A 22,223-nucleotide genomic window follows, 5' to 3' on the forward strand; every position below is an offset into this window, starting at 1 on the left:
CGACTCGCCCCCTTTCAATGATTTTTGATGGGTTGAACTTTCTTTTTCCAGTGACCAAATAAAGTATTCAAAAAGATGTTACAAGCTGAAGTGAAAAACATCTTGTAACAAAACAGCAGCCGCAGCCTTGACCTCGAAATCAGCACCCAATACAGTTGGACGGAATTCCAGCCCTTCGACCATCGTCCCCATCGCTTGAGCCATCACTTGTTTTTGGATGCGCGCAAACAACACTTGGTTGTCCCGGATCATTTCTCCACCCAAAATGATCAGGCTCGGGTTGAACAAATTCACCAAATTCACAATACCAATCGACAAGTACGAAGCGATTTCGTCGACGATGTCTTGGCATACTTGATCCCCTTGATGCAGTGCTTCGCGAAAGACATCAAATGTGATTCTTGTCATATCTCCGTCAGCCAAATCCATGACGAGCGTTTCTTTTCCGCGTGTAACAGCCGACAGTATGCCTGAGTAAATGGCCGGCCACGCCACGTAGTTTTCCAAACAGCCCACGTTGCCGCAGTCACAGCGCATCCCACTTCGATCGACTGTCGTATGCCCGAATTCTCCCGCTCCACCACGGCTTCCGCGGAAGATGGAACCGTTTACAACGAGACCTGAACCAACCCCTTCTCCCACGGTAACAAACAGGAGATTGTCAGCATTCAGTCCACCACCGAAATTTTTTTCTGCCAGGGCGATTGCATTGGCATCATTGTCGAGCCATGTTTTTAGCCCAAAACGCTCTTCTGCCATGTCTTTTAACGGAACATCATGCAAGCGCAGCTTGGAATTGAAGCGGATGACCCCACTCGCTGCATCGACAATCCCTGGTGCGATGATGGAAATGCCCAGACAACGGCTGACATCATCCATCGACTGGAGAAAGTCCTCGATCGAATCCAGCACATACTGGATGATCAGGTCACTCACTAGCCCAGCTTTTACCGGGTAGATTTTCTTTTGCTTTGTAGCCGCTTCCAAATTCATTTCGGCAATCGTAATCGCTGTATTCGTAATAGAGACGCCAATCAAAAACTTCCCGTCTGGACAGAAGCGAACCATAATCGGCTTACGGCCACCTTTTGACTCACCTGTTCCATCTTCTGCAACCATACCGTCACGGATCAGCTCATTGACTGCCGAGGTGACGGTAGTTGGACTGATGCCCTGCTTTTTGGCGATATCACTTCGCGAGATGGGCCCAAACTGGCGAATGGTGTCGAGTATAATAAAGCGATTGAGCTCTTGGATTAGTTTCAGATCTCCAGTTCTGCGCATCGTATTCGTTCATCCTTTATTTTTCCAATGACTTTATAAAGTGATCATACTGAAATTTGTATTTTGTGTCAATTTCGTTTTTTCTTAGATTTCAATCAACTTTTTCTGATTGAAAAAGAACCTCCCTTAAACTGCTGAAAGGGAAGTTCTCTCGCTTGTACTCTTATTCTGTGGACTCGTAGGTATAAAATTCACCCGTTATCGCATCTATTTTTGCATCGAACATGTGCGGGAACGTATAGACAAGAGAAGCTTTGCCTTCCTCTTGCAAGGTATACTGTAGCTGCAATGGGTATTTCTTGAGTAAAACGGCTGCCGCTTCTTCTGGGGAGATTGCCTTCTTCGGATCAGGCATTACTCCATCGACCTTTTCATTGAGATCGATCCCCATGACTTTCCCGTTGCTGCCGTTGATCGCGATTTGCGTCAGCCAATCCTCTACAGGAATCCCCTGCTCTTGCAGCACAAAATGGAAGGAGTATTCATTTGTACTTTCATTATATTCTCCCGGCTGAAGCAGCAGCAGCTCGCCAGTACCAGCAGGAGCGATCTCAGCTACTTCATTCATGGCAAACTGAAAGGCCTGCTCTTGCGTCAATTTTTTGGCAGGTGACTTTGACACACTTGTATCTACGACACTATAGTTCACAATTGCGCCTGTTTTCGGTTCGATCAGCATGCTCCCAATCCATCCGTCTTCTGTCCTCCACGAATAATTCGTACGCCCCTCCCACTTCCTTGATTTCCAGAAATAATCGATAATCACGGGTTTTTCACCAGTCAAATCTTCAAAAAAGACGTTCCCTTTTGAAAAATCATAACCAGTACGCTGAGCAAGATACGCTTGTGCTTCTTCACGTGATTTCGCTACGGGCTGGCTGGTACCCTTTGGTTTCACATTCACTTTACTGTGGTAAGGCATATTTACGCTGTCTTTGCCGGACACGGCATCCAACTTACCGGAAAAAGCCGGGATGTAGAGGAGCTTGTAGGTTTTTCCGTCTTTATCGAGGGAATACCGCAATTTCATAAAGGTGGACAGCTGTTTCTCGGCTTTTTCTTTGGGTAGGGCCTGATCCAAGTTCGCGAAGGAGATTTTTTCGATATGCATGCCAAGGGATTTTCCTGTGATCTGCCCATCGTGATCAACTTGTATCTGAACGATGTCGTCTGTGAAAGGAACTCCGTTGACCATACGTACAAACTGAATTGTATTTGTCTTTCCATCGAAAACCTTCGCAACCCCGTCCCCATCCAGCTGGTATCCTGCCATGTCTTCTCCGTACCATTTTTTCATAAAGGAAACGGCTGCTTCTTTTGATTTGTCGATCGGGTAAAGCGTTTGACTCTTTTGGTTATATAGCTCGTGTTTGCCAAACTCAAGCAGGTCACCCGTATTTTTGTCGAGCACCAAGGCAACGAATTCGGCATTGTTTTCTTTAGACTTGTAGTTGTTCACGAGCAGATAAGAAGTGTCTTTCAATACGACTTCTCTAACAGGGTAATCTTTCAAATAAGGGATGAGACTAGCTGCTTTCTTCACCCCTTTTTCCACCACCTTGTTTATTTCGGGTGTCATTTGCTCTACTTTTATTTTTTCCATCGTGTTCTCCCTTGCCAGTGCACCACTAGGAGATGACATCACAATACTTGCAGCCATCAGGAGGAACACAGCGTGCGTAACTTTTTTCATCATTTCTCTTCCTCTCGTCTGTTCATATTTGCTTTCTCGCATTCATTATTCGTACCTCGATCTGTTTTGTTTCAATTTTCCCGAAAAATTTACATAAAAAAACATTCCCCTTTGCTTTTTATTTAAGTCCCTAGCTGAGCCTTATGGCTTGGCTTTTTTCTTGTGTATGTTAAAATTTACAAAAAAGGGAAATGGGGCGTTAGTATGAGCGAGCAGCCCTTTTGGTTTAAAGCGACAGTAACTATTGTTGTTGTCATTGGAATTCTAGCACTACTGACAAGTGTCGCTTTCTTTCAGCTATTAGCAATAGTAGGCCTAGTCGTTATCTCTGCCTCGAAAGGTGTATTGGAATGGAAAAAGAACAGAGACTGGGCTGTCATTATTTTTGCACTGGTTGCATTACAAATCGTTATTCTTATCAAGGCATTATATGACTTTTTCACATAACCAACTTTGTCAATTCGACATAAGTGGAAAATATTTCTTGATTACTATTATGAACATTAATACAATGATAGTGAATTTGGAATTTTAAGGAGGGGCTTCTATGAATACCGCAATTGCGATTCTTACTTTTATTGGAGATCTCATTCCATTAATCGTCCAGCTTTTAAAAGCCTTTGCTTAATTTCCAAATCAACAAATAGGGGCTGCTCCTCCATCACTTTCATGACTGGAGGGACAGCCCCTTCCCCACTTATTGGGTATCTGCATTTCCTTCTGTTTTTGGAGTTTCTTCTGCTCCTTCTGTTTCCTCCAAAATCTCCTCATCTACATAACCATCGACTGCTTCTACTGCCCCTTGCTGTTGAACTTGCCAGAGAGCTGCTACGTTTGTTGGCTCCCAGCCTACGAGGGAGGTGTGTGGTTGCAGACATTTGTATACCCTGCCTTGATAGCTGACCAAATCACCTGCTACGTAGTTTACATTTGGCGCCCATGCAGGAGTTCCCGGATTTTCAGCATCTGTCACGCCTACGACCTCGATGCTCTTCTGTGAAGAATTACCTGCTGCATCCTTCGCTACCACAGAGAATGTATACGATGTGTTAGGCGTGAGTCCTGTAACAGTTGCAGTCGTAGTCGCCACATCCGCAGCTAAAGCTGCCCCGTTGTAAACCTGGTAATTTGTCACCGCGATATTATCCGTAGAAGCATCCCAACTCAGACTGATACTCGTACCTGTTTTCCCTGTTATGACTAGATTGGCAGGTGTGCTTGGAGGTTGGTTGTCTGGCTGAATTGTATCCGTCGTAACTGTTACCTCATTGCTTGCTGCTGAGGAATTACCTGCTGCATCTTTCGCCTTTACAGTAAATTGGTACGCAGTTCCAGCTGTAAGTCCGCTAATCGTCGTATTTGTACCGGTTACCGTTTTTGCAAGCTGAGTGCCATTGTATACCTCATAGCCAGTAACCCCTACATTGTCGGTAGCAGCTCCCCAACTCAGACTAACACTTGTCGCTGTTTTTGCAGTCGATTGGAGATTAGCTGGTGCTGTCGGCGGTACGTTGTCGACTGGTGCTGTCCCGCCTAGAAGATCGCCATTCACTTTGTCTAGCAGAACCTTGTTACGGTCTCCGCTAAATTCCCAGAACATTGCGCCTGCCAATCCTTTGGATGCAATATAAGAAGTTTTGTGACCGATTGAAGTCACATCGTCATAGCTAATATATGTTTTCGAAGCCGGGTTGAAGAGGTAAGGCACCTTTGCCGCATCATTCCAGTGGCGTGTGAAGCCATTTTTGTTCAAATAATTATTTTGGATATCCGTGAAGTCAAGCATACCAGGTTCCCAAGTTCCTGTTGAAGGCCCTGTGCAATTTTGATATTCCCCATTGTTAGCCGTTCCGCAACCCGACCAGCCCCTTCCATAAAACGGAAGTCCGAGAACGAGCTTGCTGGCAGGAACACCGTCACGAAGATGCCCCTCTACAGCTGTTTGGACATTATAGGTTTGAGCATTTGGCAAACCTGCTGCTCCTGCTGCCGGATCATAGGCCAACGGCGCGTTATGTCCAGTCTGCTTTTGGAAGGCTCCATAGAAGTCGTAGGTCATAATATTGATCCAATCCACAACCCGGGCAATATTTCCAAGCTCTGTATTTGCTGCATAACTAGGGCTGGCACCAGAGGCAATCGTCAAATAGTACTGTTTGCCATCTGTTACCTCAGCCGCATCGAGTTTGTCTCTGACAGCCTGTAGCAACAACGTATAATTTTGCTTATCTTCTGGACGTTTGCTATTTCCAGGCAAGCCTCCTTCGACTGGGTACTCCCAATCGAGATCGACCCCATCCATCTGATATTTCCGAATAAAATCTACCGAGGACTGTGCAAATACTTCCCGTGCAGCCGGATCTGCCGCTACATCAGAGAAGCGATTGGACCACGTCCATCCCCCGATCGATATCAATGTCTTCAATTGAGGGTTTTTTTGCTTTAATTTTGCCAATTGATTCAGATTTCCGCGAATCGGCTGATCCCACGTATCTCCTGGAAAGGATTTTTGCACATCAATCCATGGATCTCCGAGGACAACTGTACCATTCGGGGCGTTAATATTGCCTACTTCATCCTGGCAAGCCCAAGTTTGTGGATTGGGCCCCGTTGGATCTGGGTTGCCATGTCTTCCATTCCAGCAAATGTCCGCAAATGCGTAGTTGATATGCGTTACTTTATTGGGATCGATATCCGTTACATTGTAGTTTCGTCCATAAGCTCCCCATGAGGGATAGTAGCCAATAATTTTGTAATTGGATACCGCTGTCGCCTCCGCTTGATTTTCCTCTGCTTGCGCCGTCTGTGCCGCCATGGGCAAAACAGAGGTGACAAGCAGGGCACCTACCATAAGCACATTCCTAACACATTTCTTGAATTTCATAGTATCCCTCTCGATCTTCATGGATTTTGTTACAAATCCATCTTATTGCGACTTATATCACGATATGCTAATACATTTACATAAATGGTAATAAAAGGGTGTTCAGGCGCAAAAGAATATAAAAAACCTCCCTTGCGACCAAGGGAAGAAAAGGGAGGCTGGGTGGACTGGGTTCAAATCTCTCGTTTACCAAGTCGAACGAGTTCGACTACTGCCTGAGATCGATCTTTGACACCTAATTTTTGCATGATATTCCTCCCAAAAATGTCTTACATCCCCATATCTATGGTAAACTTTTCTAGTACTACTACACAATAACAACTAAGTAAAAGTCCCAAGACGCTTAACTATTATTACATGAAGCGAGGTGCGAAAATGAACCGCATAATTTTGTTTTTACTACTTTTTTTGACTGGATGTTCTCAAATAACTGTTGAAGAGGACTTTAAAAATTACGCTCAAACCGTAACCGGATATCAACAAGAAATAGCAAACAAGATGAACGAACTTCAAAAGGAGAAAATTACTGATTTCCAACAGTTTTCGAAAGAACAATTCTTGCCGATTGTTAAGGAGTTTGTTGATAAAACCTCAACTTTGCAACCGCAGACAAAAGAAGTAGCTGAAATTCACGAAAAGTATATTGAAGCAGTTGGATTGAACTACGATGTTCTTTCCTCCATTAGTAATTTAGATGGACAAACTACCGATACATCCAAACAAGAAGAATTGTTGAAAAAACTTGAGAAATCACAACAACTGGCTAGCGAATGGAAAAATTCTATGGACAATCTTTCTAAACAATATAATGTTGTGCTTCCCGACATTAACCTTGATATAGGTAATGCAATTTTTCGCCTTCCGTAACACTTTTCACATTGTGTAAAAGCCATTATTTTCATATTTCATTGAGTCATCTCTAGAATCGGGAGTGAGCTAATGTCTACTGAAAAATACACCTGCCCTTGTTGTGGCTACAAAACTTTAGATGAAGAATCCCCAGGTACATATATCATCTGCAAGATATGTTTTTGGGAGGATGATCCTGTCCAATTTGATGACCCTGATTATGGTGGGGGGGCTAATATTCCCTCATTACGACAAGCGCAACAAAACTATGTGGAGTTTGGCTCTTGTGAAGAACGCTGTATACCATATGTTCGAAAGCCTACAGCTGCAGACTTGCGCGATCCTAATTGGAGCCCACTGAGCTTAACAAAATGATCGTTGTGTTAATCTTTATTTCGATTCGAGCAGCGACTTACGAATTTCTTTCGCCACTTTGTGGTCTTTCTCGTCCAGCGTAGCTGGGTTGGTTGAGCCCATATGTTGATACCATTCATGATCCGCATCTTCTCCATATTTGAGAGATTCATGTTTTTCTTCACGTATGGTAAAATACCCCAAATGGTAGACTGACTGATTATGAGGGGGAAAAATCTATTAAGCTGTTTACGTAATCGACCAAACACATAGCCGCGAATGCATTAGATTTTCTATCTATCCAGCAAGAACCAAAACACCAATGTACTACTAATGAACGAAATAGTGAAATAATCCTGGAGGCCTTGCATGAATAAAATCCAACAAATAGCCCTAGTAATTGGTTTAATAATGTATCTTCTTACCCCGGTATTTTCCTATATGAAAGATGTTTCATCTATGACCGCCTATGAAAGAATCAAACCCCAAGAATCTCAATCTAACGCTCAAGAGTTTCTTACCCACATTCTAGAGAACATCCATGAAGGAAATTTAGGCGGTGATATCACTTTTCATCTAACAAAAGAAGAACTGCAATCAAAATTTGGTATAAAAGACGAAGACTATGTTTCAGTAAGATTGCATACCAGCTATTTCGACCGAAACGGGTATAGATATATACTTAATAAATATAAAGGAAAGGAACGTCTAACTGTCATACAAGCAAAATTTGAATCATTAACAAAAGAACAGATTTTTAATATTTTCGGTGAAAATACGTACGGGAATCATAAATATAGATATGAGATTTGGTATAAAGTTGGGGATTTTATGGTAATGTTTTCGAATACTGACCCAGATAATCGGAATGACTACAATAGCATCATGGTTTCACCACGTACTACTTTTAAAAATTGATTGTACTAAAATCAGCTTGAAGCATTTATCTCATGAGAAAATTTGTACTCTGCATTACTTCGTTCAAACCTCTTTTCTTCACTGCACATCATGTTAAGTTCCGAACTCGAATATGCTCATCTGGGCCGTTTCTCGCTTGATTCGCTCACCTGCTATCTGGATGTATGTCGAACCGATTTTAATCAAGATGTATTTCCGGCCAAGCTTCTTCGCCACCACACCTGTCGTTCCTGAGCCCCGAAAGGATCGAGTACGTTTCCTCCCTGCGAGCTACCAGCAAGGATACACGGCCAGATGAGCTTTTCGGGGAAGGTTGCAAAGTGAGCTTCTGGGAATGGCTGTGTAGCCACCGTCCATACACTCCGCTTGTTCCGCATGCCGTGAACTCGATTGGTTCCCGATCTGGACGGTGCTACTGCACTTCACCCGGCTTCGGAGATTCGTTCACAGCGCGAGCAAATGAATTTGCCCTCGAACGTCCTGTTCTGTGAATCGTACCGTGAGATCCCGGCTCTGTATCCCACCCTGCAGGAATCTTGAAGTTGCCACGTGTTTTCCTCTTGCCTCCTGCCTGGTTGTCAAACGTACTGCCTTCTGTGTAGGCACCGCCCCGAAATCCGTTTGCCCACTCGTCGTTGATCCTTAACACGTCCCAAGAGCAATTCCCAGCCACACTTACAAAAAGGTTATCCTGCTGTTGAGATAAGGAAATTTCAATTTCGCTGCCAGCCTCATCGTCAAACAAAAATCTGAATCCGTTTTCTGTTTCTGTAAGCTCTCTTTCCTTGATCAGATACTCAACATTCAGATGCCCCTTGATACTTTTAACAAACGACTCCTTGTCCTCAGCATTTACAGCCCATATGACCAACTTGTTTTCCATGTCTCTTTCCTCCCGTTTAACAAATCGTGTGTGTTTTGTAAAAAAACAACGAATGAAATTGCAACAATTTACCATCACTTTCGTCCTTATAGAGGAAACAGTATCAATATTTGAAGGGAAGGGAGGTATTTCATTTTGAACAAAAAACTTTTTAAATCTGGAAACTTAATAGTTGTTCTGCCTCTCTTATTTGCACTTTTAATTCCTGCAAGTTTCTTACTTGACCCATCACCAGCCCAAGGAAATGAATTTGGATGGAACTTACAAGCCGGTTCTGCCAATGGAATTGTAGCCAAAACTCCAATTGATGTAGCGAGCAATTTGTTTTACAATGGTAGGCCGTTACGGAATGCACTTGTAAAAGTAACTTACTTTGACAATAACCAAAATGTGAGCATTGTAATGCAACCTTATGAGGATGGATATGAAGGGACAGTTTTCTTCCAAGAATCAGGAAAATATACCCTTCGATTTTCTGTAGAGAAAGGAAATATTATAGGCTCAGAAGATTGGGAAATTGATGTAAAAGAGTAATAATCAATTTCATCTCTTACCTTTCTCGATGAGAGGTGTTTTTTTCGTGAAATCACCCTGCCTGTCTCATTTATTATAATTACCGTTTTGTTAAGCGACCGTCTCTAACGCTGCCCTGCAAATCGCTTCTTGTGCTGTCTTTACGTAGACTTGAATATTTCGGTCATATGGATGAGTTTCAAATACTGCAAAGAACCTCATATCCTCTGGTGATCCTGGTGACTGCGGAAGTACGCCAATGAAAAGTTTCTCAGCAAGCAACCACGCACCGGCTATGTTTTGAAGTGGGTTCCATGTGTAAGGTGCTTCTTTTGACCAACTATCAGTTTGCTGATGATACTTGACCCAGTAAGGATTCACTCAAGATTTTTCCCTCCTCATCAGGGAGCATCGCCAAGATTTCATCATGCAGCCTTACAACATCCCACGAGCAGTTGCCCGATACATATACAGTGAGGAAATCCTGTTCCTGTGAAAAAGAGATTTCGATTTCCTGTTTATTTACCGATGCCCTGCCCATATGACCAATTTGTTTTCCATCGTACTTTCCTCCCTAACTATTTTGATAAATCATCGACACCTATCTCTTTCGTTTCAACTCTGGTCGACGAGCTGCCTACTGACCTTTTCCCCCTGATACTCCCTGTGTGTTATAATGAATTACAACTAAAAACTATGGGGTGTATTATTGAAGCGACAATTTTTGATGGTTGTAAGCGACGTAACCAAGCCACAAATTGATAGAGTAACGGCAGTAGTAAAAGAATTTAACGGATTCATTGACTTGATTTCAATTGAGTCTAAGTCTGATTGTGGTTATAGCCTGTACATCGATATCCAAAAAGGCGATGTTGCTTTGACAGTCAAAGATACACGTTCATTCTTGAAAAAATGGTTTAAGCCATTAAAAATTAAATGCGATTCGAATCCAAGAGACTTTTAATAAAAGTCTTTTTTTATTACACATCATGTTAAGTACCAAACTCGAAAATGTTCAGTCACGTAGACCCCAATATGGAGGACTGGTCACGCAGCAATGGAAGAACCTTTCCGATCAGATCCAGTTGCACCTGACAGCCTCCTTTCTTATCTCCCTGAGCAATTTGTAAATAAATAAATAAATAAATTTCGTGATACATTTTTTGTAAATTACTATACATAGGTGAGTATTATGAAAAATACAACTTTGCAAAAAACAGGTTCAATTATAATTTGCTTGATTGGCCTATATTTATTGTTAACGAGTGTGGAAAATGGGTTGTTTGGTTTCCTCTATTTAGTTATTGGAATTTGGTGTGCTTTTACGTACTTTGGCAAAAATGAGGAGTGATTTAACATAATTGAGCTTGTGATAAATCAATTTTCCGTTGGGACTGAAGGATTCAGAATGTCATTTATATACTGCTGTCATTCTTCATCTGTATGGAAAATTTCAGTGTAGTCTGGATCATTTGATTTAAATTCCACTGGTTCAATGTAGAAAGTACATTCAAAACGTCTTTTAGTACCAATATTATTTGTATCTTGATTTCGTATATCGTCTCTTGTGCTGCACTGTACGTATCATCATTTTTATTTCTACACCCTCGGCAATTAGGGCATGTAACTTTGAATGGTTCAGGTAATGTAGTGGCCGTAATCTCCACTCTGCCATTACCTATACATACCGACAGCCCTCGACAGCCGAGGAGATTCAAGCTCCGTTCGATCCTATAACCTTCCACCATCGCCTTCTCTGCTTCTTTCTTTTATCCGAACCACCCTCTTGTTTTCTATTCACACAAAACATAAAAAAACTCTCCCTTCCGACCAAGTTGGACCAAGAGTTCAAACACTTCTCTTTCGCGATTCGTTAACAACCGCTTGGTTTGGTCGCTACCCTTCAATAGTAAAATCACGAAAAAACCGCTAACCACCGTCAGGAACCGCCCTCAACCACAAACCCTTGATATTGCAGGTTTTCCAGACTGGAGATTGCTCGTTTTTCACCTCTCCCAACTTTCGCAACCGAGAGTCTTCAACACGTTAATAGTTTTGCTGTTCAATCCAACATTCACGTAATAGCACGCTTCTCCATCGGCTTCCCACCTTTACAAATCGATTGTTTTGTTAAGTGTGCTAGCTCAACTCTTTCACAATTGCAAAAAACAGTCCTTAGCTGATTTCAACGCTGTCAACGCCGCCATAACAACCAAGCTCCAAATATTACTTTCGTTTCAACCGCCCCATAAAAGTTACTAAGACTTATGGCGATCCTCTTAGCACACCTCCATTTAAAGCGCGTTGCTCCTCTTCGCAATTGATAGGTTTTTACAATAATAATCATAGTTTTTTTGGTATAGTAAACAGATTTTCAATTTAGTAAAATAAGGTCGAAACAGCCAATATTTCAAAATAATGGGAGGTTCAAAATGTTTACAAAAAACCCATCATCAACTCTTCGAATGAGCAAACGTAATTTTCTTTTAGCCGCTGCACTTTCTCTTCCTCTCCTTGCAGGTATTCCAACTGCTAGTTATGCTCAAGAAGCAACACCGAAAAAAGAAATTGGTAAATCTATTACGATTAATGGGTATCAACTGGAAGTTGAGTCAAACAATAGGAGCTCCTCGGCGGACGAATTAAATAGTGGTAGATTAGGTAAATTATCTACTAGTGATGTAGTCGATTGGTATAAGTTCACACCAAACTCATCGGGATTGGTAACTGTCGAATTATCTGGGGTTCCGAATAGTATCCCCTATAGAGTTGGTGTGACTAAGGATCCGAGTCGTAGTGGCTTTCTAGATATTTCACCAACCACTGGCGCAAGTAGAACAGTTACTTTTCATGCTGAGGCTGGGACAACTTATTATTTTCATGTAGACTCCTACGATAATTACGATACTTCGGGCAATTACTACCTAATCAAGCCATTGTAAACAAGCAGTTAGAGAAAATCGCCATCGCAGGCGATTTTTTCTTTTTCATTAGGAAATCTCCCTGAAATGGACTTCTTCCATCACACTTCCAACCCCCTATATTCCAAGCAATTGTCGCAATCCGCGCATCGGTTACACTTCACTAGTTGTGCCTAAACCTCCATTCCACTCAATTACCGATGTGTTACGTGCATTCAATCAAACCATCTGTTAAAATCGTTACAAAAAGGAAATTATTGGTGACCAAAATGAAAAATAGACCTTGTTGGTTCAATATCTTTTCAATAGTTGCCCTTTCAATTGCAATAGTGAACATTTTTACACATGTGCCTTTCTTAAAAATATTGACGATGCTTTGCCTTGCCGTTTTCATGGCTTCATTAGGAATATTTGAGTTGAAGAAAAACCGTAAGATGGCCTTTATTCTGTTTGGTGTGGCCGCTTTTCAAGTTTTCGCGTTGGCAGATATGATTTTTGTCCTCGCAACAAAATAACTATTTTGGTGAATCTATTAAAAGAATTCATGCCCTCTTTTGAATGTGTACTTTCACTCCAGTAACATAACCGTTGGGGTGAGCTTTGATGGCAAAAGAAACAGCAGCATTTCAACTAATAAAAAGTAAAGCCAAGTTACTAAAGCGCGAGGCGTTTGTACTTTATTTTGCATACAAAGATCACCGCGTTACTTGGTATGCAAAGGTATTTGCAATTTGCGTGGTGGCATACGCCTTTAGTCCAATCGATTTAATACCTGACTACATCCCGATATTGGGTTATTTGGACGACATCATTTTAGTTCCCCTGGGTATTTGGCTTGCATTAAAGCTAATTACTGAAGAAGTGATCAGTGATTGTCGGGCCAAAGCACAGGAGCTGATCGCCAAAGGTAAACCAAAGAACTGAGTTGCGGGTATCCCTTTTAATTGTCATATGGATACTCTTTGGCATATGGCAAAGTTGGTATCTATACAAATTGCTCCTTATTTAATGAGGGCTTTTTTGCTTTTCTCCCTACACATTGTGATAAATCATTTATTTCTCCGGAAACATAGATTGCTTGAAAATTACGACCTGTGCATCACGCACACACAACTAGAATGAAAAAGGAAGGGCAAGCATACGATCTGAAGTGAAACTTTTCCAATCCTCCTTGCGTTAAATAAATGTGCAAACAAAAGTCAATTCTCGTAAGGAGACAAACAACAATGAACAAATCACAGAAACTGTTTATAGGAGTGGTATCAGGGGTACTCCTGTTCACTGCGGGAATGATGTCAAGCGGCTCCGCATTCGCTAAAAAAGCAACTGAAGCGATCACCGTGAACTTTTCTAATATCAAACTGATCGTAAATGGCAGTCCCATCGATACCAAGGCAGAGCCTTTCGTTTATAAAGGAAACGTGTATGCACCGGTCGCCACAATCGCGAATATGCTTGGCGTCGGTCAATCCTGGATGAACAGCGATCCCCTAACAAAAACCCCATCTGTTCGATTTGAAAGTTTGGACAGAGTTGAACAAAATGTTCAGTTTGAGGGAATGGCGGGTCACGCCAACTACGCGCTGGACTATGTGTACTATGCCGTGGCCGGTTCCAATAAGGTCGTCAATTCAGTCAACAAAAAAGAAATCCCGCTTCCTCAAAGTGCAGGAGGTACTCTATATCCAGTGACAAGAATGGTTCATACCAATCAGTTCCTCGCGGTCGAGTATGGAGAAAAAGAAGGCAAAACTCAGGTTTATGTTAACCTGTACCAGCTAGACAAAGGGAAAAACACAGTGAAAATGATCTTCTCCCAACAACTGGACGAAGGGACTAAAGGTACCACCTACCACTTCTCTTACAATGAGGCCGAAAAGAGCTTGACTGAAAAGATTTACACGAATCAAAAACTTGTTGGGGTGAAGTTTTACCAGATTTCCGGAAATCAATTTGTCAAACAGGAAGAACTGTAACCGAGAAATTGGTAACAAGAGAACCTTCTACAAGGACTCTGATTGAAGCCCTCTTTCGGATCATATGCCGGTAGAGGGCTTCATCTTGCCTAACACAACTCGCCGCACGGTCTCATGCCAGTCATTACCGCTTAAATAGATAGCACTCCAATACATGAACATAAAAAAACCCTCCCTTCCGACCAAGGGAAGAAAAGGGAGGCTGGGTGGACTGGGTTCAAATCTCTAGTTCACCAAGTCGAACGAGTTCGACTACTGCCTGAGATCGACCTTTGACACCTAATTTTTGCATGACATTGCTAATGTGATTGCGCACAGTCTTTTCGCTGATGAAGAGTTGTCCGGCAATCTCTTTGGTTGTCTTATCTTGGACCAAGAGTTCAAACACTTCTCTTTCGCGATTCGTTAACAACGGCTTGGTTTGGTCGCTACCCTTCAATCGTGCCACCCCTCCTTGTGGGCTCTACAGGAACAAGGTTGAGGGATTACAGAGTCACCTTATCCTATGATGGGGGGTGGGTGATGGTGCCGGAATTTCAAGGATTTTAGGCTTTTGCCTTACATCCTATTCAGAAAATGGGCAATGGGTTCCGAACACCGCTGAGAAACCTCTTCGACATCCGCCGTGAATTTTTCCGTTCGAGACGACGATGGCCGCCAGTTGTCCCCCATTCAGATCGCGACGAGTTCGCCTCGCCTGATGAGATTGCCATCGGAACCCAAGGCCAACACCGCCCCCGACACTCCAGTCTATTCACCCGACACATATACTGCTCCCTATCCATTCCATTATTTTTAACCGGATCAACCAAAAATGCCCTTGATTCGTAAAAAATCAAGGACACCACAACTTAAATAAAAGGGGTACGACTATACGTTTGCTCGAACTTATCACGCAATCCCTTGGCCAACAAGCTAAACGATCCAATGGCGATCATGAATGCCCCCAGCGGTACGAGAAAAATCCACGTATAGTTACTGTAAATAAAGCCTCGATAGGACCCGAGCAGCCCTGCCCATTCGTGTGTAATGGAATGATACAGAACCGGGTCAAAAGTCATTTTCGTACCACCTACAAACAGGTCAAATATGCCGAGAAGCCCCATCAAGGTCATGACAGCGATCATTTCTGTCACCAAGATGATAATGAGCTGTTCCTTCAAATGTGGAAAGATGTGGCGAAAAACGATTTGATTCCGGCCAGCCCCCAGAGCAATGGCAGCCAAAACGTATTGGGATTCTTTAATTTGCTCGGTCATTTGACGCACAGAAGAGGCTACAGAAGGTGTTCCAAGGACAGAGACAAGCCCAATGAAAAGCAGAACGAGCGTGAACGTCGGCAGCTCGGAATTCACATTGATTCCTCGCAAAAGAAAATACACGGGGATAAACACAGGCATATAGCTCCATGCATTCTCAATAGCCATCCACCAACGCTGCTCTTTATCTTGAATGCCGATATTGAGTCCAATCCATGTACCAAGTAACACGCGAAGGAATGCGATCGCAAGCGTAATAAAAACAGTGTATGGCGCTCCATGAAGCAAGAGAGTCAGTAAATCATACCCCCATTTGTCCGTGCCGAGCAAATGTTCCTCTGACGGCGGTAAGGGTGGAGAGACCATGACTTGTTTACCGTTCACAACCTCCTGACGCATCTTCGCTTGATATTCCAGATCATAGGGAGCCAAGTAAGGCCCCGCCACAGCAATCATGATTAGAAGGAACACGAAAATACTGCCTAGCCATAAAGAAAAATGGAATCGTTTTTTCATCCAAAAACCTCACTTATCCCTCATGCTGAAAAGTAACCAGCTGCTTAAATAAATGGGGTACGACTATAGGTCTGTTCGAATTTATCACGCAATCCTTTGGCCAATAGGCTAAAGGAACCGATTGCAAGCATATAAGCAGCAAGCGGGATCAGGAAAATCCAGGTGTAATTCGTGTAGACAAAGCTTCGGTAAGTCCCGAGCAGTCCTGCCCATTCATGTGTAATCGAGTGATACTCAACAGGGTCATAGTACATAGTCGTGCCGCCTACAAACAGACCAAAAATCCCGAGAAGCCCCATCAATGTCATGGTAGCGATCATCTCTGTCACCAGGACAATGACCAGATGCTCCTTCAAATGCGGCAGGATGTGGCGAAAGATAATCTGATCCCGCCCTGCCCCCAGCGAAGTCGCAGCTAAAACGTACTGGGATTCCTTGATTTGCTCCGTTTTTTGACGGATGGACGCAGCTACTGAAGGCGTCCCTAGCACAGCCACAACCACTACGAAAAACAACACGAGCGTAAACGTTGGCAATTCGGGATTGATATTGATTCCTTTCAATAAAAAATAGACAGGAATAAATATGGGCATGTACCCCCAGGCGTTCTCAATCGCAATCCACCAACGCTGCTGCTTGTCCAATATTCCGATATACAGTCCGATCCATGCTCCAATCAATAACCGCAATAACGCAATCATGAGCGTAATAAAAATGGTGTACGGTGCCCCATGGAGCAGTTTGGTAAGCAAATCATAGCCCCATTTATCCGTACCCAACAGATGCTCGCCTGACGGTGCCAAAGGAGGCGAAATGATCACTTGCTTCCCGTTCACCATCTCATTGCGCACTTTCACCTGGTAATCGATGTCATAGGGGGCCAAATAAGGTCCAGCTACACCGATCATCATTAGAAGTAATACCAAGATACAGCCTAGCCATAATGCCCAATTAAACCGTTTCCTCATACCATAACCTCACTCATTCCAAAAGAAGTCTGGGTTATTTATACACAACCGCACGTTCAATCACATACAGAATGAGACGAATCAATAAATAAACCAAAATGGATAGCAAAATAATCCCTAACAGTCCCATGACAGCAGCATTGAATTCGTAACCGCCATCTTTGCTGAAAATAAAGCGGGTCAATCCTACGACGTTTAACAAGTACTCGACAATAAACAAGTTGGCTACCGTAATGGCAATCGTCTTCTTTAAATCGGCAATGAGAAACGGCTTTATATTTTTATAGACGTGATGAATGAGAACATGCCAAATCCCCATCCCTTTGGCAAGTGCTGTTTTAATGTAGTCTTCGCCCCCGATTTGTGCATACTTCAGGCTGACTACCTTCATGAGGAAAATCGTTGGTCCAATTGACAGTAGCGTGATCGGAAACCAGGTACTCTCTGCGTCACTTACGGGTGACAGGGTGATAATTCGAATGTTCGTCAGCTTGTAAAACCCGACCGCACCCACAATCGAAACAACAATCAGAATAAAATCAGGAATCGTGGCAAGCAGATTCAAAACCTTTTGAAATTGACGTACAATCCGAAAGCGCTGCAATAGCAATCCAAAAATAATACTGGCAAGGACTGCGACACCAACACTTGCGAACAGTAGTTCAAAGGAGCTAATTGCAAATGGGAGGATATCCTCTGCGATGCTCCTTTCTGTTTGCCCTGAATAATAGGTTCCGAGGGAGCCTTCTGCAATCTGCTGAATCAGATATACCGTATGGACTACGATATTTCCCGGTTCGAACACGATTTCTTCCTTTTGCGTATAGAGCATGAACGGCCCACCGCAAACGACGATAACTAGGAAAAACATCCCAATTAATTGTTTTACATAGGACAATCTCTCATACCCCCTTACTATTTCCAACAATACACTATCTATTAAAAATCATCCAGACAATATAAAATATTTTATTTTTTTAATCTATTCAAACAGAATGGAAATAAATAAAAAAGCGGCTGAGCAGGATAGCCTGTCAACCACTTCTCCATTCATGGGAACAGTTGATTGGAAAGATGATAGCTTATCGACTACTTCGCAGTAGAAGTAGCTACACGCAGCTGCTCATTTTTCATGAGAAGATTTTGAATCGAAGCAGTGAAAGGTTTTCTTACTCCGTCTTTCAAACGTGGGACCATTGGAATCATCCGATAGACCTCCTTTCTGACAATATCTTCTTAAGAATAGCATTTTTCCTTATTTAACGTCAATTACTGGCAACTCCCAGATAGGAAGCGAGTTGATTGATTTCGGCCATATAGATGTTTTCTTCTCCGTAATAGCCCTCCTGCTCCCCTGCAACCTGGGCAAATTTCGAATAGAGCCGGTTCAAATAAGCATGATCAGCATCAGCGCAAAAGGTCACCTGTTTCACTTGTGCATTTTCTTCTTGAACCTGTCTGATAAGGTGGCGAAAGCCTTTCAGAAATACCCTGCTCCTTCGATATTTTTCTTCAACGATGACTGAATGGATATAGCAGATTTCGCCCTCAGGGTCTGGTTGCTTTTCTGCTGTCAAGTATTGATAATGGCCCCATCCGACCAGTTTACCTTGCTCGTCTTCTATCAGGATCAAATGAGAATCCGGGAGAAACGTCAAAATATGAACAAGCGTGTCACTAAGGGAAAACATACGGCTAAATTCCAATCGATTGCGCATAAAAAATAGCGTGAATTGGGCAAAATCACTGTCACTGATACAGCTTCTAAATTGGACATGCATCCTTTGCACACTGCCTTTCTTTTTCTGATCGTTAACGTATCGGCTGTTGGACGTTGCAAGTCGAATCTGCTCCTCAGATTCAGCAGATGTTTGGGATACTTCTACCTTTCCGCGTGCGAGGAGGTGAAACTTCTCTGCTGCTTCTCCCATAGCCTTCTGTAATAGCCCCGCTTTTGCAACAATTGAAAGTGTGTCCCTTGCTCCACCAGTTCCCCCTGCTCCAACACAAATATTTGATCCATGTCCGTTATCGTCGACAAACGATGCGTCACCGTAATGACAGTCCGATCGCTGGAAAGCTTCGCAAAAGTCTTGTGAATAGAAGCCTCTGAAATGGGATCGAGAGCAGAAGTTGCTTCATCCAGAATGAGTAGAGAAGGATTGCGTAGAATCGCCCGAGCAATGGCAAGTCGCTGCCTTTGTCCCCCAGAGAGGTTGCTTCCCCCATCCAAAACAAGTGTTTCGTACTTGTCTGGTAGAGTCATGATAAAGTCATGGATCTCCGCTTGCTGTGCAGCCATCCTCAGCTCATCGTTGGTCGCATTGAGTTTGCCGAGCCGGATGTTTTCCGCTATTGTTCCGTGAAAAAGAAAGTGATCCTGAAAGACGACCCCTAGGTGGTTGCGGAAGGCTCCCCGATTACAATCATCGAGTTTTGTCCCGTTTATCTCGATATGACCAGAACTAGGTTGATAAAAGCCTAATAACAGCTGAACGATCGTGCTTTTTCCAGACCCACTGGAACCAACAATCGCAACTTTTGTCCGCGCGGGAATCTGCATGCTGACCTGCTTGATAGACAACTGATTTTCTTGATAGCCAAACGTAACATTATTTACGGACACTTCAGTCGTAAGCAAATCGAGTAGTTCCTCTGCGGAATGGTCGACTTTTTCACTAGGTTCATTCAGCACCTTCTGAATTCGCTCCATACTGACTTGCGCATCTGTAATCAGCGGGAGCGTAAAGGTCAGATTAAACACTGCATTCCCCATCGACGTATACATGGTGAAAAAGGCGACAAGCGAACCGACAGAGATTCGCCCTGTGAGTGCCAGATAGGAACCGAAGCCAATGATCGTAAAGTTGATGAGGAGTAAGCATAGGGCAGGAATTCGTTCCAGATTCGCTGCCATCAAATTTTTGCGATAGTGGCTGACCAACAGCAATTGGAGTCTTTCATTGAATTTATTGATCATGACATCTTGCAGGTTGAAGCCCTTGATAACCATTTGCGCTTTCGTATTTTCTTGGACATCATTCGTCATAGCTGCGAGCTGTTCTTTGTATGCGGCATTGATTGTGTGGGCACGTCGACCAAGTAAATAAGGACCCGTAAAGATCAAGATTGCTCCCACCAAAATACATAGCGCCATCACCCATTCCAAGTAAAACAGCACCATCGTACTGATCGTTACGACTGCCAATGACTGAATACCCGTCGTGAAGAGAATGGCCATCGATCTGTCAATGACAGGCAAATCTACTGAAAAGTGAGAAACCAGTTCGCCCGAACGTGTTTTGTGGAAATAGCTGACCGGCAAGTGCTGCATATACGCAAACAATTTTTGCCGCAAATCATTTTGCACACGTGCGTTTAGTTTTGCCAGCACATAATCACTGATAATTCCCGCACTGATACAGATAAACCCGCTAATCACCAAAACCATCATGATGACCGTGAAATCGTTCATATCTTTGGGAATAATCGCTTTGTCGATGATCATCTGGAAACTAAGAGGTGCCAAGGATAAAAAAAGCAGATCGAGTGCAAGCGTGAGGAAAAAAAGAAAACTCAGGAGCTTATAGGGGCGTATGTAGCCAAACAGATTTTTGATGACGAACAGCATCGTGACGTCTCCTTCTTGGATTAGAAAAATGGTTCATGTTGAAACCTGGCTGCATAGGATTGCCAAGCCAAAAATGATGCGCGATATTCATCCAATGGACCGTTTGCCGTTTCCACAGAAGCTACTCGTTCTGCAATCTTGGTAAACAATTTGCGTAAAGAGTCGTCCGAGGAAGTCCAGAATCGAAACTCCTTCACGTCCTCCTCCATATAGGCAATATACTCGGTTACATACTGAAGGGCATGCAAAAAAAGGCGACTGCTGCGATACTGTTCTAAAAAATAGACTACCTGAATTTGAACGATATGCTTGTCTTCGTACTGATTTTCACCTGTCCCGTAAATGTATGAAAAGGCACCGATCACTTCATCGTCATCGTTGAAGCAAAGAAATGCTTTTCCCTCCATGAAAACGGGACTCGCCAGAAAACTGAGCGCCACAGGAAAGGAATATGGCATCCGAAGCTGGTCGTAGTTTTCCAATAAAAAGGTCATGTATTTCTCATAATACATCTCAGCTGAACAGATCGAGAAGTAATGATCCATCTCTTTCCATCCCTCCTTTGAATGATGATGCGTGGCTAATGATCCTTCACAAAAAAGACGGCCAGCAGCCGCCTCTATCTTATCACAATAATTTGAATATCCAGTCTGCCCATGTCATGAAGATCGAGCGGTGCAGTCAATGCTGTCCCTGCCATGTCCTTCAAGTCATGCTGGTGTAAAAATAAGGGCGGGGTTATGTCTACAATAACTCCTCGATTGGACAAAAGCGTACTCGCATTCCCTGAAATCATGTTCCCCAACTCGGAAATGGCACTTTTTCCGAGTTCATCCATCTCTTGCACGGGATAGCCGCCCATCATGGCCGAGACAATGCGCAAAGCCAATTCCTCTTGCAGACCGAAAAAGACCTCACCTTGTAATTGACCTGTCATTCCGATTCGAATCCATGTATGGCCTTCTACATGGCTCCATTCTCTTTCAGCTAACTCTCCACGCGAAATGTCGACATTGCATACTTGTTGAATCACGGACGAAGCTGATTCAAGAAATGGATCAAGGTACTGGACTATCATCTGCGTTCTCTTCCTTTCCCGGGCAATTCACTCTTAGAGGTTGTACTCGTATAGGACTATCATAATGTCGGTATTTGGCAGATGCAATAGGATTACGAAAACTTCATAGGCATAAGGTCACGAAAACAAGGTATGCCAGGAAAATAATCCTCTACTTTTGTCTCATGACGAATGGTATAGATAGCCGTGCACGTTCGCAAGTCCAATATTTCTACACCTATCTCATGCTTACTCAATTGCCACATCGGAAGCTGGACGCGATCAAAGGCAAAAACAGTATCTCCAAACGCCAAGCATTCCTGGATACAGCGTACAGCATCGTAATGCTCATCGGCTTCAAGCAAATGAACTGGCTCTAAACCGAATTGTTCGATCAGATGAATGCGATCCCTCAATTGCTCTGCCCCACGCTTCCTCCTGGCGGTCCTTCTCGGTGATAGCACAGGGTACTCTCTCGTAACATATTCCCACTTGATCCCGTGGTAAAACATCGAAT

Annotated in this window: 24 protein-coding genes and 2 pseudogenes; 10 read left to right on the forward strand and 16 right to left on the reverse strand. The window is 43.2% G+C overall.

Translation table 11 applies throughout. The features are described 5' to 3' along the window. Positions 1-78: 78 nt before the first annotated feature. Entirely contained in the window at positions 79-1,284 is a 1,206-nt protein-coding gene (locus FB479_RS06540) for an ROK family transcriptional regulator (RefSeq protein ID WP_142063489.1), read from the reverse strand. A gap of 163 nt (positions 1,285-1,447) precedes the next feature. Then, complete coding sequence (locus tag FB479_RS06545; protein ID WP_142063492.1) at positions 1,448-2,980, reverse strand: YcdB/YcdC domain-containing protein; 1,533 nt, start codon at positions 2,978-2,980, stop codon at positions 1,448-1,450. Positions 2,981-3,181: 201 nt separating this feature from the next. On the opposite strand from FB479_RS06545, the gene FB479_RS06550 reads away from it, so the two are divergent. After that, on the forward strand, positions 3,182-3,424 hold the full coding sequence (locus tag FB479_RS06550; RefSeq protein ID WP_142063495.1) for a hypothetical protein: 243 nt from the start codon (positions 3,182-3,184) through the stop codon (positions 3,422-3,424). Between the two features lie 250 nt (positions 3,425-3,674). On the opposite strand, the gene FB479_RS06555 is transcribed toward FB479_RS06550, so the two are convergent. Together FB479_RS06555 and FB479_RS30880 are read right to left on the reverse strand one after the other, a co-directional pair. Beyond that, the gene (locus tag FB479_RS06555) at positions 3,675-5,882 is read right to left on the reverse strand and encodes a glycosyl hydrolase family 18 protein (RefSeq protein ID WP_142063498.1); all 2,208 of its coding nucleotides are present in this window, start codon (positions 5,880-5,882) and stop codon (positions 3,675-3,677) included. Positions 5,883-6,034: 152 nt separating this feature from the next. Next, positions 6,035-6,115, reverse strand: a pseudogene (locus tag FB479_RS30880) (helix-turn-helix transcriptional regulator); the annotation flags it as partial. 121 nt (positions 6,116-6,236) lie between these two features. On the opposite strand from FB479_RS30880, the gene FB479_RS06565 reads away from it, so the two are divergent. The 3 genes from FB479_RS06565 (at position 6,237) to FB479_RS06575 (ending at position 7,982) form a co-directional block, all read left to right on the forward strand. After that, complete coding sequence (locus FB479_RS06565) at positions 6,237-6,728, forward strand: hypothetical protein (protein WP_142063501.1); 492 nt, start codon at positions 6,237-6,239, stop codon at positions 6,726-6,728. A gap of 72 nt (positions 6,729-6,800) precedes the next feature. Next, positions 6,801-7,085, forward strand: a complete 285-nt coding sequence (locus FB479_RS06570; RefSeq protein ID WP_142063504.1) for a CPCC family cysteine-rich protein — start codon at positions 6,801-6,803, stop codon at positions 7,083-7,085. 348 nt (positions 7,086-7,433) lie between these two features. Further along, on the forward strand, positions 7,434-7,982 hold the full coding sequence (locus FB479_RS06575; protein WP_106655751.1) for a hypothetical protein: 549 nt from the start codon (positions 7,434-7,436) through the stop codon (positions 7,980-7,982). A gap of 93 nt (positions 7,983-8,075) precedes the next feature. Here FB479_RS06575 and FB479_RS06580 read toward each other — a convergent pair. Together FB479_RS06580 and FB479_RS06585 are read right to left on the reverse strand one after the other, a co-directional pair. Continuing rightward, a pseudogene (locus FB479_RS06580) lies at positions 8,076-8,359 on the reverse strand (DNA methyltransferase). Positions 8,360-8,394: 35 nt separating this feature from the next. Beyond that, positions 8,395-8,865 carry a hypothetical protein gene (locus FB479_RS06585; protein WP_142063507.1) on the reverse strand — a complete coding sequence of 157 codons (471 nt, stop codon included), beginning with the start codon at positions 8,863-8,865 and terminating at the stop codon, positions 8,395-8,397. Positions 8,866-9,000: 135 nt separating this feature from the next. On the opposite strand from FB479_RS06585, the gene FB479_RS06590 reads away from it, so the two are divergent. Beyond that, positions 9,001-9,399 (forward strand): hypothetical protein, encoded by a 399-nt coding sequence (locus tag FB479_RS06590; protein WP_106655749.1) that lies wholly within the window; start codon positions 9,001-9,003, stop codon positions 9,397-9,399. Between the two features lie 90 nt (positions 9,400-9,489). Here the strand turns inward: FB479_RS06590 and FB479_RS06595 are convergent, their stop codons facing one another. Beyond that, the gene (locus tag FB479_RS06595) at positions 9,490-9,759 is read right to left on the reverse strand and encodes a BC1872 family protein (RefSeq protein ID WP_185746337.1); all 270 of its coding nucleotides are present in this window, start codon (positions 9,757-9,759) and stop codon (positions 9,490-9,492) included. A 328-nt stretch (positions 9,760-10,087) separates the two neighbouring features. Between FB479_RS06595 and FB479_RS06600 the strand changes: the two genes are divergently transcribed. The 5 genes from FB479_RS06600 (at position 10,088) to FB479_RS06625 (ending at position 14,275) form a co-directional block, all read left to right on the forward strand. Then, entirely contained in the window at positions 10,088-10,342 is a 255-nt protein-coding gene (locus FB479_RS06600) for a hypothetical protein (protein WP_106655748.1), read from the forward strand. 1,468 nt (positions 10,343-11,810) lie between these two features. After that, entirely contained in the window at positions 11,811-12,320 is a 510-nt protein-coding gene (locus FB479_RS06610) for a hypothetical protein (RefSeq protein WP_142063510.1), read from the forward strand. Between the two features lie 248 nt (positions 12,321-12,568). Next, positions 12,569-12,814, forward strand: a complete 246-nt coding sequence (locus tag FB479_RS06615) for a hypothetical protein (RefSeq protein ID WP_142064608.1) — start codon at positions 12,569-12,571, stop codon at positions 12,812-12,814. Positions 12,815-12,902: 88 nt separating this feature from the next. Next, positions 12,903-13,223 (forward strand): YkvA family protein, encoded by a 321-nt coding sequence (locus tag FB479_RS06620; protein WP_185746338.1) that lies wholly within the window; start codon positions 12,903-12,905, stop codon positions 13,221-13,223. Positions 13,224-13,525: 302 nt separating this feature from the next. Then, positions 13,526-14,275 (forward strand): stalk domain-containing protein, encoded by a 750-nt coding sequence (locus tag FB479_RS06625; protein WP_106655745.1) that lies wholly within the window; start codon positions 13,526-13,528, stop codon positions 14,273-14,275. A gap of 217 nt (positions 14,276-14,492) precedes the next feature. On the opposite strand, the gene FB479_RS06630 is transcribed toward FB479_RS06625, so the two are convergent. From FB479_RS06630 to FB479_RS06670, 9 genes are all read right to left on the reverse strand, one after another. Beyond that, on the reverse strand, positions 14,493-14,714 hold the full coding sequence (locus FB479_RS06630; protein WP_003387736.1) for a helix-turn-helix domain-containing protein: 222 nt from the start codon (positions 14,712-14,714) through the stop codon (positions 14,493-14,495). A gap of 412 nt (positions 14,715-15,126) precedes the next feature. Then, positions 15,127-16,050, reverse strand: coding sequence for an ABC transporter permease (locus FB479_RS06635; protein ID WP_142063513.1), 924 nt, complete (start codon positions 16,048-16,050; stop codon positions 15,127-15,129). Between the two features lie 44 nt (positions 16,051-16,094). Then, positions 16,095-17,018 carry an ABC transporter permease gene (locus tag FB479_RS06640; RefSeq protein ID WP_142063516.1) on the reverse strand — a complete coding sequence of 308 codons (924 nt, stop codon included), beginning with the start codon at positions 17,016-17,018 and terminating at the stop codon, positions 16,095-16,097. A gap of 34 nt (positions 17,019-17,052) precedes the next feature. Next, positions 17,053-17,916, reverse strand: coding sequence for an ABC transporter permease subunit (locus tag FB479_RS06645; RefSeq protein WP_106655742.1), 864 nt, complete (start codon positions 17,914-17,916; stop codon positions 17,053-17,055). Between the two features lie 367 nt (positions 17,917-18,283). Beyond that, positions 18,284-18,949 carry a GNAT family N-acetyltransferase gene (locus tag FB479_RS06650; RefSeq protein ID WP_232029986.1) on the reverse strand — a complete coding sequence of 222 codons (666 nt, stop codon included), beginning with the start codon at positions 18,947-18,949 and terminating at the stop codon, positions 18,284-18,286. Next, positions 18,901-20,649 carry an ABC transporter ATP-binding protein gene (locus FB479_RS06655; RefSeq protein ID WP_142063519.1) on the reverse strand — a complete coding sequence of 583 codons (1,749 nt, stop codon included), beginning with the start codon at positions 20,647-20,649 and terminating at the stop codon, positions 18,901-18,903. The genes FB479_RS06650 and FB479_RS06655 overlap by 49 nt, the downstream gene beginning before the upstream one ends. A gap of 20 nt (positions 20,650-20,669) precedes the next feature. Continuing rightward, positions 20,670-21,194: a hypothetical protein gene (locus FB479_RS06660; protein ID WP_106655740.1), complete on the reverse strand. Its 525-nt coding sequence runs from the start codon at positions 21,192-21,194 to the stop codon at positions 20,670-20,672. A 74-nt stretch (positions 21,195-21,268) separates the two neighbouring features. Beyond that, complete coding sequence (locus FB479_RS06665; RefSeq protein ID WP_056497752.1) at positions 21,269-21,727, reverse strand: chemotaxis protein CheX; 459 nt, start codon at positions 21,725-21,727, stop codon at positions 21,269-21,271. 92 nt (positions 21,728-21,819) lie between these two features. Then, positions 21,820-22,218, reverse strand: a complete 399-nt coding sequence (locus FB479_RS06670; RefSeq protein WP_142063522.1) for a hypothetical protein — start codon at positions 22,216-22,218, stop codon at positions 21,820-21,822. Positions 22,219-22,223 lie beyond the last annotated feature (5 nt).

This window comes from Brevibacillus sp. AG162 (assembly GCF_006715575.1).
GTDB classification, from domain to species: domain Bacteria; phylum Bacillota; class Bacilli; order Brevibacillales; family Brevibacillaceae; genus Brevibacillus; species Brevibacillus brevis.